Source organism: Microbulbifer sp. VAAF005, assembly GCF_030012985.1.
Classification (GTDB): Bacteria; Pseudomonadota; Gammaproteobacteria; order Pseudomonadales; family Cellvibrionaceae; genus Microbulbifer.
In genome coordinates this window covers 5,047,761-5,062,770 of record NZ_CP120233.1, presented here as the reverse complement: position 1 = coordinate 5,062,770, position 15,010 = coordinate 5,047,761, and the positions used below count along the sequence as shown (strand labels likewise).

Below are 15,010 nucleotides of genomic sequence, written 5' to 3'. Positions count from 1 at the left end.
TGTTATTAGTGACCCGAAACTGCTGATCCCGCTGAGGGCAATTCCGGCTCTGGCGGCAGGGGTACAATAGTCTGGAGATACTCACCAGCCTCTTCCACCCGTGCATAGCGAGCGGGCATTAAATTGGCGAGCTTGCCAATACTTTTATCAACCCAGGGGTTATAAATACCGACGCCCAGCAACTCGACATTCTTCTGGTGAACAGAAATGGCTTTTTCCTCGAAGGGATAAATCTGCTCCTCCAATGCCAACTCATACTCTTCCAGCTCCAGGGCATTCAGGTTGGTTGGACGTTCAGAGTCCTTCAGGGCCACGCTAAAGTGGAGATAAATTTCAGCCAGGTAAAAGGTTGCCGCAGCGGTCACATCGGCCACCTGATAATCAATCAGGTCAGTAAATGCACGGGTGGCTGCTTTCATACGCTTGCGCTTGAGGTTGAGGCTTTTCTCGATAGGCGCAACCAAATCCACCTGGGTGAAAGCCTCAAAACTGGGTTCAGCCAATAGCAGGGCCGCATTACCTGCGAGATAACGGGTGCGGTCGCTGCGCTGGGAACCACCGCGGGACTCAACTTTCACCAGTTCACGAAGCTCTGCCATGTAAAGCTTTTGATTCCCGGACACTTTGTAGATATCGGCAATTTTCTGGCGAGTCTCCAGCGCCGGCTCCATGGGTTCGGGGAAATAATCGACGTAGCGACGCAAAACAGACAGCGCTTTAGCGCTATCTTCAGCCGCTGCATAAAGATCTGCCGCCTGGGTTAAGGCCTCACGGCGTATTTCATCGTCCTCGGATTCCCGCTCAATACGCTCAAATTCCGCAGCTGCCAGCAACAGCTCACCGCTCTCCTGGTAAACCACTGCCAACTTCTTGGTGACATCTTTCGCCAGCTCATGCTCCGGGAAGTGACTGCGGAAGTTATTTAATACCGTTGCCGCTTGTACCCAATCCTTAAGCACTATCAATGATGCGGCAGCATCGTACTCCGCCGTAGCCAGAATGGTCGCGCCAGGTGCAGCACCTCGAATACGCAGGAAATGATTCGCTGCGGTTGCATGATCCTCCTGCTTACGGGCCATATCACCCTGCTGGTAGATGGAAGCCGCCAGGTTATCTACCAGACCCGCCCTATCCTTTGCATCCTGGGCAGTCAGCATCAAAGTTTCACCGTAAGCGATTTCTGCATCCGCAAAGGCCGCAGTATCGAAAGAAGCGTGAGCCACCAGCAGCCAGGCAGAACGTCTAATCTCCTGCTCCGCAGTGGGGAACTGCTCCAACAGTGAACGGCCATTGGCGATCGTCGGGGCATAGTCTTTTAACCCGTAAAGATCCTCCACCGCTCCAAGCATGATCTGAGGGGCTTTGGCATGCTGAGGGAATGTGGCTGCAAATGTCAGCGATGAACGGATAATTTCCCGCAATAGTGGTGCACGCTGCTCATCCGTTGCATCTTTTAAGTTATTGGCCAGATGTTCGCGATAAGCGTAAACCGCTGCGTAGCCTGCTTCGCTGGAATCCTTATGCGCAGGATATTCATAGGCCGTGCGCTCATACTCCAGAGCTGCACCATGGAAATCCCGGTTTTCCAACATCAATCCGGCAAGCTGATAATTGATTTCCGGTGCGCGCTCAGTTTCCCGGAAGGAATCGAGATAGCTTCGATACCAGTGAATCGCCTCGCGATAATTCTCGGCCTTCTTATCTTTTAACTTCTTGTTCTGGTAAGCCGCATGGTAGTGCCCGGCGAGGTCGATCAGGTTGGTCTGCAGGAAGGCAACCACCTCTCCGTATTCATTAATATCGAAGACAGTCCAGTAATCGGCATTAAGTGCATAAGTAGTGGCGAAATCCTTCTTCGCTTCCAGCACCAGCTTGGGGAATCCGCCTTTACTGTAGATTTCAATAACACGAATTGAGAAATCCGCAGATACTCTGTGCAACTGGTTTCGATCAACAAACGCAATATAGGATTTTGCCGCATCCTGGTAGCGACGCTTTTCCAAATAATATTCACCCAGCTGGCTATATACCCGGAATTCGTAATCTCTATTGCCCTTGCGGGAGAAGTAATCGACAACCGAATCAGGACCTTCCAGGTAAGAAAAGCTCAAGCTGACCACACGGAAAGTATCGTCAATATGCTTGCGCTCGCCTTTATTGTTTTGCTGGTCGAAGTCATATCCCTGGGAAACTTTGTAATCCAGCATGGCGATATAGTCATCCAGGGCCATTTCATACATATCTTGCTTAAACAGCGCCCAACCGCGTTTATACAGGGCAAGCTCGTAAAAACTGGATATCACACCAATATCGATAACTTTTCCGTAGGACTCTTCCGCATCGAGAAACTTCTTGCGGGTAAAATAGTATTCGCCCAGCCGGAACCAGGATTCATCGATATGTCGCGAGTCCGGATAGTTGGCCACCAGCTGGCGCAATACATCCACCGCTGCATCAATCTCTCCCGCTTCTTCATAAGCCCGGGATAACTGATACATCACCTGGTCGTTGCGGTGGTATAGGGGGTACTTTTGCAGCAATTTAATATAGAGATCGATGGCCTCGCGGGCATTGGCTGACATCATCTCTTCAGAATCAACGCCCGGCGCTTCAAGCGGGGTTTCATCTGCAGCTATTTCTATGCTGCCACTTGCCCGGGTTTCAAACTCCTCGTCGGACTCGACAACCCCAGGATCCTGCGCTTCAGTCACTACCGGCTCTACCTTGGCCACCGGTGCTGTCATCTCTGGAGCATCCAGGGTATTTTCAGCCATAGCTTCTGACGCATCGACAGAGATCACCGCCCCGCTTCCAGCAGCAACTCCAGCAAGGTTATCGAATTCTGCATCTTCAGCGCGGTGTGCCTGCTTGATTTTCAGGTCGGCAATCCTGCGCATAGCCTCGGGGGTCAGCTTGGATTCAGGAGTTTCCTGCAAGTACTTCTGGTAGCTGGCCAGTGCCTTCTCCAGGCTGCCATCAATATGCTCTTCCTTAATTTCTACTTCGACATTTTGGAGACTGCCGATGGTCTTGCCGCTGTTTCCCGCACAACCCCCTAGCACTATAAGTACAGAGAGAAGACCGACGGCGCGATTGAGAGATTTACCAGCTCGAGATTTAGATTTGAGCAACTTACTCACGAATCACCTCCCTCTGCTGATTCTTCTTCCTCCACCGGCTCCATCTCCGCTGGATTCTCCTCAGGAATTTGCTCTTCCAACAGCGCCTTGTGCTGCTCTACCTTAAATTCATCTTCACGCTGCTCCTGAAGCTCATTAGCGCGGTCGTAGCTGTCTGCCAGGGCGAAGCGGGCTTTAATTTGATAACTTTCCAACTGTGCGCGACGGCGTTCCAACTCAGCAATTGCCAATGCCTCAAGCATGGTGCCCTGGCGCGCCATCAGGGTTTTCAGTCGCCGTTGGGTTTGCTGGATACGCGCGCGCAAACGAGTAATATCGCGGTCGTAACCGGTATAGCTGTGAGTTGCCGCCTGGCGACTGCGCACAAAGGAATCGTAAACAGACTGGAGACTTTCGATCTCCTGGTTTAATTCCGCCAGGTGTTTGTAGGCTTCGGTCAAACGCTGGTCGTACTCAAAGGAAAGACGCAGGTCCAAAACACCTTTGAGCCGCTGAACCCGCTCCAAAGTAGTTTCAGTAAAGCCCTGGGGATGCTCAGCAATTTTTCCGCTAAGTTCCAGGAGCTTCAATCGCGCTTCCTGCTCTTCGGCCGTTGCCAGGTATTCTGGGCGACGGGAGATCAGCATCTGCTCTATACGATTGGCAAATTGGTCACGCTGCTCCATCCGCAGTTGGATACGGGCATCGAGTTCACGGAATTGCCTGTCCAGCTCCGGCAACAGGGGTTCGTAATAGTTGCGGCGAATACGAATAATATCTTCGTAGGCTGTCAGGCTTTTTAGCCACTCTTCATTGCGCTCATATAAATCGTTGAGGTCGCGATAATTCCGCAGAAACTCCTGGTAGTCATTGGACGCCATCAGGTCGAGTAAGTAATGGGTCTCGGGGGCTTCCGGTAAATTGCGCAAGGCCACTACCCAGTTCTGTACCTGGGTGGCCTCTTTACGACGCAGCGCCTCAAGGAACTTACCTTTGCGAATACTATGAATAGACTGTGTGAGGGTATCGATCTCACGCCCGAAAGCGTCTAAGGCGCGGCCGTAATTAATTGCAGCAGTACTGTGGACATCCAGTTTGCCGTAGGCATAGGGCACCGCCAACATGACCTCTTGCACTGGCTCATTGGTGCCTTTGCGGTCTTGCAACAGCTTCCAGGGCACCAGTGCCCGGTCATAGCGACCCGCGCGGGCCTCTACCCAGCCAGCACCCAGCAGCGCCCTATTTGAAAAAGGGCCATCGAGATTTACACGATCAAAATAGGGGCGCGCCATATCCAGCTTGCCCAGCTCCATTAAATGAGAGCCCAATAAGAGGTTGGTTTTATCGTAAAGGGCCTGCAGGGCCGCCTCTGAACTGCGCTTTCTTCCCAGTGCAGTCAACTCCAGAACACCGCGCTCCTCTTCTCCCGCCTTCAGTTGAGCAATACCCAAATTGAAGGAAACAAAGCCCTCTAGCGACTCTTCACCCTTCAGGTCTTGCAGCAGTTCTACGGCCTCCTCGAATCGACCGAGCTGCATATAGACTCGAGCACGCAAAAACTGCTCATCTGCACGGACCCTCTCGGGAACCCGCCCGTCAATCATTTCCAGGGCGTGTAAGGCATTGCGCGGCTGTTGTTTGTGATAGTGAATTTTTGCCAGCCGATACGCGGCTTCATTGCGCACCGGCTGGGAAACATTTCCCTGCAGTACAGCCTCAATAGCCCGCCCGGCCTCCCTGTGCATTCGGTAGGACAATTCCAAGTCACCCACCGAAAACTCAGCTTGCCCCAAGTGCGCACTGAAAGGATCGAGTTCGGGCTGATCTAAGCGGTGATACTGAGCAAGTTCTGTGTCCAGTGCCACAATCGCATCAAAATAACTTTCCTGATGGGCATGAAACATTGCCGCACCGAAAAACAGGTCTTTAAGTTCTTCCTGCGATTCAGTCCCCGCTGCAGCGGGGAGAGCAGCCAAAGAACAAAGGGATAGAGCACCAAGCATCATCCTGGTTTGACAGGACAACACATTTACCAGGGACCTGAGCATGATTACCAGTCCTTGAAGTTTATCGTGGACTCGGTTCCCAGAACCTTAATCTCGACAAATTTAGGACCCACTGCCTTCTCTACAGTGTAGGAAGCTGTGGCTCGATACTCTTTTCCTGATGGGGTTTTACCGAGAAAACTAACCTCTAATGGGTGCCCACCCACTTGCACATTGCCAGTGTATATTTTTTGTACCCCACCTTTTTGCAGGGACTCAATTTCCCGGTAGGTATAGAGATGATGGGCAACTAATTTGCCATTCAGTGTGACCTCAACCGACTCCAGCTCGAAGGGCTTTTCATCAGCCACCGAGACAAAAAGAGCTACCTGCGTATTAGAGGGGAATAAGAGCTTTTCCTCCAGCTGTGACAACTCAGCAGTGAGATCAATAACATCTTTCTTAACATCCTGAATCTGCTCATCCAGGCCACGGATATCATCTCTATCAATAGTCTGAGCATGCCCAGTACTGGCCAACAGAAAGAAAAGTACAATCTGAAGAATTCTGAACATGTGGCCTACCTCCGACCCAACCCTAAACTATCAATTCCTGTCAGATAATCTGGAACAGGACCGCAATAAACCCAGGCACAACAGAGCCTTGAGCTGCGGCATTGTATTGAATAGAGGGTTAATCAGATGTGAGGAAATTCAAATCTCACAAAAACTCAAAGAATGGATAAATTTTGAAAAAAGCACTTCCAGCAAATAAAAGAGATCTACAGCACAAAAGAAGTGAGACGCACTTCACTTGCGATCAAGAAAGCTCTCCGCTTTGGCTCTCTGGCCTACCGATCACAAAGAACATGCAAACAATCAAACCAACCAAGGCTAGGTAAGCATTTACTGTAAAAGCTCTATCTATACCCGAAGGTATATCTGGAGCGAAGGCAATGATTGTAGCATTCATACCCAAACCAACCGCACCGCCACCAATTTTAAACATATATAGGATAGCGCCTGCCAAGCTGGCACGGTGAGGTTCCACCACCGTAATACCCGCAGTCGTACTGGATGGATTGAACAGCCCAATACCCACTCCCAACACGACCAAGCCCGGACACATATCCAGAAAACCCGTGTCCGAAGTCAGGTTCGAGAGCATGAACATTCCAACACTCATCCCCAAAATACCTAATGAGACGAGTAATTTTGGTCCAGCTAGCTCATAGAAGCGGCCGGAGATAATAGCAACCAGCCCCGATACGACCATTAAAGGGACCAAAGATAAACCGGCCTGAAATGCTGAGTAACCACGAAAATTCGCCAAAAATTGGGGGACATAGAGAATTGCCGATAGGAATACTACCGAGATTAGGAGTGTCGTAACACCTACCGCTAGGAACTTCCGGTTCTTTGCAATATCAGGGGGAATCAGGGCATCTTTACCAACTCGATACTCCACGATGGTAAACAGGCAGAGCAACACCAGGAACACAACGATCAGGCTGATAACCACAGGATGCTTGAAACCAATTTCCGCGGAAACATCCAGTGCAAAAAGCAAACAAAATAGCGAGGTGCATAATAGTAGCACACCGAAGAAGTCTATTTTTTCCTCGGTGTCACGAGGTTTATCGGGGGGCACTGCCCACCAACAAGCCAGCATTGTTGCCAGAGTGAGGAGAATATTAACGAAGAAAATCCATCGCCAACTGAAAAAATCTGCGAGCACCCCACCCAAAACTGGTCCAGCTGCATTCGCTAACCCACAGGTGGCCATCAGGATACCACCCGCCAACCCTGACCTTTCATAGGTCAACAAATTAAAAGTCATTGCCAAAGTGGACGGCCACATCAATGCCGCACCCACTCCCATCAATGCGCGGGATATCAATAACATCCACATATCCATTGCCAAGCCACCCAGCACGGCAAAGAAAACGAATATTCCCGCTCCAATCATAAATACTCTGCGGCGGCCATAGATATCCGCCAAGCGGCCACCGGTTATGATGAAAACACCAAAAACCAAGGCGTAGCCGTTAATGATCCACTGGGAGCTAGTTATGTCTGCATTGAATTCTCTTTCGATGGCAGGTAGTGCGGGGGCAAAAGCGGTATAGTCATTACTAATAAGGAAGGCCGCGAGAACTAATGCAGCCAACCCCAAGTACTGATCTCGTGTAATTTTGCCGCTCTGTTTAGCCATACTGCGTAATTCACTCGACACCCGAGCCGCTCAGGTAATCCTTCAGAACCTAATTAGCTTGCGATATATTTTTAATACTCCCGCCTAGAGCCTAGACCACTCGCTCATTTACACGCCTTTTGACTAGTCAGTTTTCACTGTGGATACGGATCATCATCTGCCTTGTAACTGGCAGCTCATATCTTATGCTTAAAGGACATCCAAGCACCGGAAAATTGAATTAGTGATTGGATAGCCTACTGAGCCCCCTAAGATCACGCTAATAGATGAGATTAGTAAATGCATAAGTTCATTGTGCTTGTCTTGGTTCTGTTGACTTCTTCTACATTCGCCCAGGGATCTACGGTGAACGACCTAAAAGATTTCCAGTGGAAAAACCGCATTCTATTACTGAATATCCCGGAAGACCCCAATAGCACAATCAATGAATTACTCAAGTTAGCGCCGCAGTTTGCAGAGAGAAACTTGATATGGTTCCTATTCTCTAACGACACCCTTGAGACTAACTTTCCCGGTAAAGTCACAGACAATTTTGCTAAAAATGTACGGGAAAAATATCTGCAAGAACCAGCAATGCAAGTACTTCTTATAGGGAAGGATGGGGAAGTAAAGTATAAAGCCGATAAATTCTCAGCCGTCGAAATTTTTCAACGTATCGACAGCATGCCCATGCGACGCAATGAGATGCAGCAAGGATCTGCACAGTGAACAATTATTGAACATCCACAATCTGATAGAGAATTTTTGTATCCTCCAGTATTACTGAGAAACCCCAGAGTTAGATTTCCCTCAGTTAATTACGCTTCGGCCTTCTTTGCTCACCAGACACCCTTTCCAGCTGGCAACTTTTAACAAACATAGACATCTTTGCGCTAAAGTACGCTATTAGCCTTGCGAACATCTACCCAATGGAAATCAACCTCCAATGAGCAAAAGAGCCATTATCCTCGGAGCTACGGGCCTTATCGGTGGCCATCTCACAGAGCAACTGGCTGGTGAAGAAGTCTTTGATGAAGTACTTACCCTCACTCGACGCCCCAAAGCCACTGCAAGTCAAAGAATACATAATCATATTGTCGATTTTGATCGGTTGGAGGAGGCTGCTCCTCTTTTTCAGGGAAATACTCTATTTTCCTGCCTGGGAACCACTCGCAAGCAAGCCGGCAGCCTAGCCGCCCAGCACAAGGTTGACGTTGAATATCAATACAAAGCGGCCCAATTGGCAGCGGAGGCAGGGGTCAGCCATTACTTACTGGTTTCATCCAGCGGGGCCAATGCCAATAGCACCAGCGCTTACTTACGTATGAAGGGTGAGCTGGAGGAGAAAATCAAGAAACTTCCATTTAAGCGTATCAGTATACTGCAACCCTCCCTACTCCTCGGAGATCGTGCAAATGCCCGACCCGGTGAGAAAATCGGAGGCATCCTCCTACCAGTAATTTGTATGCTGCCGGGGCTGAGACGTTATAGGCCCATTGAGGGGCGTGAAGTAGCCAAAAAAATGGTTTATTTAAGTCAACAAGAACGAACAGGGGTTGAGACCCTGCGTTTGGATGAGTTATTCAATACTTAAGGAGCCTCTGAATAATTCCGTAATGTCTCGGCGAATCTGGGAGGCTCCTTAAACCCCAAAGGTTAAATTCGGGAGTTTAAAACAAGTAAATCGCTCCCGAATATTGCGGTTATTCTTTTACTTTAATCCCTAGCCAATGCGGATATTGAGTCAAAACAATAAGGACAATTGCATCGTAGACTGCGTGCCAGATTATTACTCCCAATAAACTTCCGGACACTTGGTAAACCACACCTAAAACCACACCAATTCCCAAAGTCAGAAAGAAATTGGTCCAAGATGAGAAATGAAGTAGCGCAAATGCAATTGCGGAAATTAGTAACCCCAACAATGGCGAGCTAAGTTCTGACAACCAGGACTGCAAAAACCCCCGAAACAAAAGCTCTTCACAAATTCCGACTACAACAGAAACCAACAGCAGTTGAAAGAAAGACAATCGTGAAAATAGTGGAATCAGGGCGATCGATTGACGCCGCATTGACATGCCGAGGGTCGTTTCTGAGCGAGTTAACGACAACATCACACCATAGGTAGCCATCGCTCCAATGATGCCAATTATTACTTGTAACCCTACACTATCACCAATGATCACTACCTTGGGTGAAGCCAGATAAAAGCCCAGAAGGGCCAGCAACAAGCAAACAACCTGAGTGCCAATTAATAAAAGAAAAACTGGTGGATTCCCTTTTGTCTGGTCAACAGCATCCATTTGTGACCGTCCTTTTTATTCGTAGTTTATCGAGGTAATCGAGTGGCTCAGTACCTAAACAGACTGCCTTAGGATTCCGTATCAACTAGAAACCACATCGAAATTCAATCAGCCGAAATAAGCACACCCGCCATCGGCAATAATCTAACAGAAAATGATGACAGGCATAATCCTCCGCCAACAGCCTATCTCTATCCGTTTAGTTTGACGCCAGACAGCTTATCCCCTTTGAAAAACTGCCTGACTTTAGCCGAAAAGCCAGTCACAGTGCTATGCTCGACAATATCTCTGGAACCGGATAGCTTGTAGAGACTACCCGGTTTCCAGCCCTCTTATCAGTAGATTGTCTTGCAAAGAAACTACACAGCAACTAATTCCAACCATGACACAAGAAATCATAGGACTGGGCCAGCTGCTGAAGGATATTGAGGAGAAAAGTCAGGGGCAGGAGAAAATCTCCATCCAGCATGTTATTGAGGCTGTGGGGCTTCGATCCTTTGCCCCATTCCTTATCCTTATCGGGTTGATCCTGTTTTCCCCTCTGAGCGGTATTCCCGGAATGTCTACCGCGATGGGCGTATTGCTACTACTGTTTGCCCTACAACTGCTGATGAAGCGCAACTATATCTGGCTTCCACAGTGGTTGATCAACCGCTCCATATCCAGCGAGAAGCTGATGGATGCCCTGCACTGGATGGAAAAGCCCGCCCGGTTTGCCGACCGCTGGATTCAGCCACGGATGGATTTTATCGTGCGCCGATATGGCACCTACGCTATTGCTGGAACCTGCATTTTTATTGCATTGACCCTGCCAATAATGGAAGTAATCCCCTTCTCTGCCTCAACTGCTGGTCTCGCTCTCACCATTTTTGGGCTATCGCTGGCAGCTCGAGACGGACTCTTAGCGCTTATTGCTTTTATCCTAACGGCCTCCCTGGTACTAGTGGTGATCGTTGCCGTGATCTAGGGAGCCTCTGAATAACTCCGTGATACCTCTGGCTTGCAGAGCGGTTCACAATCAAGGCGCGGCTTCGCAGGAATGTCTAGACCTTTCAAGAAGTCGCAACGCGGAGTGTGAATCGCTCTGCAAGCCCCGAAGGGCGGGCCTTGAAGGCCACAGCTGCTGCGTTGCAGCTCTTGCAAAGGACCGAGCCATTCGCGGCGAGCTGCGCCTAACATCTGTAGCCTTCAAGGCCCGCAGAGGCATTATGGAGTTATTCAGAGGCTCCCTAGGAGCCCCCGAATAATTCCGTAATATCTCTGCAGGTATCCAGACCAAAGCTGGCTACTTACCCTCGCTTTAAGACTTGATTTTTTAATCCGAGCAAATGGGGAAAGTGCACTATGGCGAAAATTGCCAAAAGGTCGTATACCGCATGCCAAACAATCGCCCCCACCAAGCCCCCGGACATTTGGTAGAAAATGCCTAAAATAAGCCCAATCATAAAGGTAAGGAAGAAGTACACCCAGGAAACACAGTGCAGTAATGCGAATATCAGTGATGCACCCAATAAACCGAGGAATGGCGTACTGAGCTGGGAGAGCCAAGACTGTAGAAAACCACGAAACAACAGCTCCTCACAAACACCCGCAGCTAAAGCAACCCATACCATCTGTGATGGGGACAACTTGGAAAATAGCGGGGTCAATTGAGTACAGTGGAGCCGCAGCATTTTCCCAAATAGCGTCTCAGAACGAGCTAATGTCAGTACTACCGCAAATGTGACAATAGCGCCTAACAATCCCAACAGCAGTTGCAGCCATACCGTATCACCAACAAATGAAACTTCCATTGGCACGAGGTAGAGACCCAGAGCTGCAAGCAATAGACAGCCCAGTTGAATATCCATTAAAAAAAGAAAACCGGCAGGCTGCGCCGTGCCGGACCAATCGCTTCCATTCCTGATTTTTCCCTTTGCCTATTGATTTCCTGAGCCTCTGACAACCTTCAAGCTCGCTCGCCCATCCGCAGAAATCATCAATTCGGCCACGCCACCGTCCCGCAATTGTTTTTCCAGGTCCAGGGCTTTTTCCTTCGGAGCAAAGTAGGCTTCAATACCATAGCGAACCCGGTAGCTATCTGATGAATTCCAAAAATTTTGGCCGGCTACCCGCCCTCGAATAAAGACTCCGCCCTGTGGTTGTTCAAGACTGACAGAGGCCTGTTCATATAATCCGGATGCGCCTTTCTCTAAGCCCACATAAACCACCTCTCCCTGGCGCAGCCGTCCCTGCCCTTTAAACAAGGCTTTATCCAAGGAGGAAAAGGGGTAACTTAATTGAGCATAGTTACCCCGAAACAGCGAACGCGGGTCTACAGGAACAGTTTTTACTGAAACAGGCTGCCCCTTCCAAAGGGGCATTTGGGCCTTAATATACATTCCCACCAGAATAGAAAACTGCACACCAATGGCGGCAACCAGGCCAATCACAACCCCACGCTTCATCGCAAACTTTCCCCCGCCTGGTGATATTTCCAATACTTGGCTGCTGCCAGCAATAAAATTGCAAAGAGAATAAACAGGAGAGCTGCTCCTATATAGTCGCCAATCAAGTCAATATAGCGCAGCAGAGCCGTCAACAGGACCGCCATAACTCCGAGGAAGAAGTAATGCGAGATACCATCGTGAATACCCCTAAAGATCAACCAGATTCCACAGGCAATCAGGACAAAGTTTGTAAAAATTTGTAACCAAACTGCGTAATCACTGGAGCCGGCATTCGTTACGAATGCAAGTACTACCGCAAAAACACCGCACAACCCCAGTCCGAATAGCAACCTCTGAGACAGCAGCGCCAACACTATCGCTACGGTAGACATAATCCCCACTACCGCCCACATAGAGGGTTGGTGACTCCAAGGGGCTTCTATCATCTGCTCCCAGGGATATTCAAAGCTAAAAATCAGTAAGCCAATTAAAGTAAACCGAAGGCACCAAATAGAGATTACTGCTGCGTAGTCCTTGGCTACCGCCGACGGGCGAGTTGCCAACCAATGGGCAAAGCAATACATCAGGATAAAGAGTGAGACTGCAACAGCAAGGTTCTCCGGGTAAATATCCGCACTAAATTTCCCGTCCTGCAAACGCCAAAATTCTGACAGGGAAAATTCCAGCCAAAAACCTAAGCCAAAGATAAAGGTCAGCAAGAGAATCACACTCGCACGACCACTTAACAGGATATAGAGGGCCCCCAGCAAGAAGATTGGGAACAGGACGGGGTAAAAGCCTAAACTCGACTCCAGGAAGAACCAAAGCAAAGCCAAGAGCAAAGACTGCTCTGCAATCCACGGGCTGCGGGTAATTAAGGCAAATGGCAAACTGCCCAGTGCCCACCAGAAAATACCATCTGGCATATGCTCGCCCAAATGGTATATCTGTGCGATTAAGATAATCGCCGCACCAAAAAATAGGTTGCCCAATAAGAACAAGCCCTCTCCGGCCTTCCTGTCTCCAGACAGGTAAACCTTAAACGCCACTCCCTGGGTCACCAAGGTCAAAGCGATCAGCCCCCCATTCGCAGCGATCTGGGGATTTCCTCCCAATTGGCCCCAATCAGTGTAATCACCGCCAGCCCGATAAAGAGATAGGCCAACCCAATCAAAATACGATATCCAAGTGTTCTTTCTTGCGCCCGGTGATAATCCACTTCATAGCGGGCACAGATCTGCTCAGCCTGAGCTTCACTGATCACACCGTCTTCAACCCAATCTCCGGCCTCTCGGGCCAAGTCATGCTTAAGCAACCGAATCAATCGCATAGATGCGCCTTGTGAAAAATTACCCACACACGATGGATGGGTATTATTACTTTGGTCCCGAGTATCCCCGATGTAACCGACGACCTCAAATTGGTACGGATTGCAGACTAAATTATCGCCAGGCTGCCTAGATAGCAGAAAACTATCTCAGACATTTAAATTGTTAATTTCTATTATTGAAGCTCAACCAATAGCATGAACAACATCAAAGTTAAGAGCCAGGCACCAATAAGGAGCTAACCATGTCCCGCTATATCGAATCCGAACTCAAGCCGTTTACCGCCAAAGCCTACCAAAATGGCGAATTCCACGATGTCAGTGACGCTGACGTCAAAGGAAAATGGGCCATATTCTTCTTTTATCCCGCCGATTTCACCTTTGTGTGCCCTACTGAGCTGGGTGATTTGGCAGACAACTATGAAGAATTTAACAAGCTGGGCGTAGAGATCTACTCAGTCTCCACTGATACCCACTTCACCCACAAGGCCTGGCACGACTCCTCTGACACCATCGGCAAGATCCAGTACCCGATGATCGGAGACCCTACCGGCACAATTACCCGCAACTTCGGCGTAATGATTGAGGAAGAAGGCATTGCAGATCGTGGCACCTTCGTCATTGACCCGGAAGGCCGTATTCAAATTGTAGAAATCACTGCTGGCGGTATCGGCCGCGATGCCAGCGAGCTACTGCGCAAGATCAAAGCTGCCCAGTACATCGCTGCTCACCCCGGTGAAGTTTGCCCAGCAAAATGGAAAGAAGGCGAGGAAACCCTGGCCCCCTCTCTCGACCTGGTAGGCAAAATTTAAAACTTCCCAAGCCCTCACAGGACTGGAACCGGCTTTGCCCGCCCTTTTGGCGGGCATTGTCGTTTTTGCTACCTGGAACCACCCACGCCTCTCAAGTCACCCACAAATAAAAAGCTATCGAAATTTAAGCTGTAATTACCAAATACTATCAAACATATAGATATTGATAATTTTTATTAAAGGCAACTAATCGATAGTATAAATCCCGTTCCCAGACAACGACCGACAAGACAGTGATGAATAAGGAGCTACCCATGTCACGTTACATCGAATCCCAACTGAAACCCTTTAATGCCAAGGCTTATCAGAACGGCAACTTCTTCGATATCAGCGACGCCGACGTTAAAGGCAAGTGGGCCGTATTCTTCTTCTACCCCGCAGACTTCACCTTTGTCTGCCCCACTGAGCTGGGCGATCTCGCCGACAACTATGAAGAGTTCAAGAAGTTGGGGGTTGAGATCTACTCCGTATCTACCGATACCCACTTCACCCACAAAGCCTGGCACGACTCTTCCGACACCATCGGCAAAATCCAATACCCGATGATCGGCGACCCCACCGGCACCATCACCCGCAACTTCGGTGTGATGATCGAAGAGGAAGGCATCGCCGATCGCGGCACCTTTGTAATCGACCCGGAAGGCCGCATCCAAATTGTCGAGATCACTGCCGGCGGAATCGGCCGCGATGCCAGCGAGCTGTTGCGCAAGATCAAAGCGGCCCAGTACATCGCCGCTCATCCAGGTGAAGTCTGCCCGGCCAAGTGGAAAGAAGGCGAAGAGACCCTAGCCCCCTCCCTCGACCTGGTAGGAAAGATTTAACCCAAATACCTCTGACCCGGC

The 15,010-nt window shown here is 49.4% G+C and carries 12 protein-coding genes and 1 pseudogene; 5 read left to right on the top strand and 8 right to left on the bottom strand.

Annotated features, from left to right (window positions below; translation table 11 throughout):
- Nucleotides 1-5: 5 nt before the first annotated feature.
- The 4 genes from P0078_RS22775 to P0078_RS22760 form a co-directional block, all read right to left on the bottom strand.
- Entirely contained in the window at nucleotides 6-3,140 is a 3,135-nt protein-coding gene (locus tag P0078_RS22775) for a tetratricopeptide repeat protein (RefSeq protein WP_282932153.1), read from the bottom strand.
- Entirely contained in the window at nucleotides 3,137-5,167 is a 2,031-nt protein-coding gene (locus tag P0078_RS22770; protein WP_282932152.1) for a tetratricopeptide repeat protein, read from the bottom strand. Before P0078_RS22770 ends, P0078_RS22775 begins: the two co-directional genes overlap by 4 nt.
- A gap of 2 nt (nucleotides 5,168-5,169) precedes the next feature.
- Nucleotides 5,170-5,679 carry a hypothetical protein gene (locus P0078_RS22765; RefSeq protein ID WP_282932151.1) on the bottom strand — a complete coding sequence of 170 codons (510 nt, stop codon included), beginning with the start codon at nucleotides 5,677-5,679 and terminating at the stop codon, nucleotides 5,170-5,172.
- A gap of 244 nt (nucleotides 5,680-5,923) precedes the next feature.
- Nucleotides 5,924-7,339: an MFS transporter gene (locus P0078_RS22760; protein ID WP_282932150.1), complete on the bottom strand. Its 1,416-nt coding sequence runs from the start codon at nucleotides 7,337-7,339 to the stop codon at nucleotides 5,924-5,926.
- 258 nt (nucleotides 7,340-7,597) lie between these two features.
- Between P0078_RS22760 and P0078_RS22755 the strand changes: the two genes are divergently transcribed.
- A complete protein-coding gene (locus tag P0078_RS22755) occupies nucleotides 7,598-8,026 on the top strand; it encodes a DUF4174 domain-containing protein (protein ID WP_282932149.1) in 429 nt (142 codons plus the stop codon).
- Nucleotides 8,027-8,243: 217 nt separating this feature from the next.
- Nucleotides 8,244-8,891 carry an NAD(P)H-binding protein gene (locus P0078_RS22750; protein WP_282932148.1) on the top strand — a complete coding sequence of 216 codons (648 nt, stop codon included), beginning with the start codon at nucleotides 8,244-8,246 and terminating at the stop codon, nucleotides 8,889-8,891.
- A 109-nt stretch (nucleotides 8,892-9,000) separates the two neighbouring features.
- Here the strand turns inward: P0078_RS22750 and P0078_RS22745 are convergent, their stop codons facing one another.
- Nucleotides 9,001-9,600, bottom strand: coding sequence for a CPBP family intramembrane glutamic endopeptidase (locus P0078_RS22745; protein WP_282932147.1), 600 nt, complete (start codon nucleotides 9,598-9,600; stop codon nucleotides 9,001-9,003).
- A 382-nt stretch (nucleotides 9,601-9,982) separates the two neighbouring features.
- Between P0078_RS22745 and P0078_RS22740 the strand changes: the two genes are divergently transcribed.
- A complete protein-coding gene (locus tag P0078_RS22740) occupies nucleotides 9,983-10,567 on the top strand; it encodes an exopolysaccharide biosynthesis protein (protein WP_282932146.1) in 585 nt (194 codons plus the stop codon).
- A gap of 322 nt (nucleotides 10,568-10,889) precedes the next feature.
- On the opposite strand, the gene P0078_RS22735 is transcribed toward P0078_RS22740, so the two are convergent.
- The 3 genes and pseudogenes from P0078_RS22735 to P0078_RS22725 form a co-directional block, all read right to left on the bottom strand.
- On the bottom strand, nucleotides 10,890-11,450 hold the full coding sequence (locus P0078_RS22735; protein WP_282932145.1) for a CPBP family intramembrane glutamic endopeptidase: 561 nt from the start codon (nucleotides 11,448-11,450) through the stop codon (nucleotides 10,890-10,892).
- Nucleotides 11,451-11,519: 69 nt separating this feature from the next.
- On the bottom strand, nucleotides 11,520-12,047 hold the full coding sequence (locus tag P0078_RS22730) for a GDYXXLXY domain-containing protein (RefSeq protein WP_282932144.1): 528 nt from the start codon (nucleotides 12,045-12,047) through the stop codon (nucleotides 11,520-11,522).
- Nucleotides 12,044-13,359, bottom strand: a pseudogene (locus P0078_RS22725) (DUF2157 domain-containing protein). The gene P0078_RS22730 and the pseudogene P0078_RS22725 overlap by 4 nt, the downstream one beginning before the upstream one ends.
- Nucleotides 13,360-13,601: 242 nt before the next feature.
- Between P0078_RS22725 and ahpC (P0078_RS22720) the strand changes: the two are divergent.
- Both ahpC (P0078_RS22720) and ahpC (P0078_RS22715) read left to right on the top strand, forming a co-directional pair.
- Nucleotides 13,602-14,168: an alkyl hydroperoxide reductase subunit C gene (gene ahpC, locus P0078_RS22720; RefSeq protein WP_282932143.1), complete on the top strand. Its 567-nt coding sequence runs from the start codon at nucleotides 13,602-13,604 to the stop codon at nucleotides 14,166-14,168.
- Between the two features lie 254 nt (nucleotides 14,169-14,422).
- Complete coding sequence (ahpC, locus tag P0078_RS22715) at nucleotides 14,423-14,989, top strand: alkyl hydroperoxide reductase subunit C (protein WP_282932142.1); 567 nt, start codon at nucleotides 14,423-14,425, stop codon at nucleotides 14,987-14,989.
- The last annotated feature ends 21 nt before the right edge of the window (nucleotides 14,990-15,010 follow it).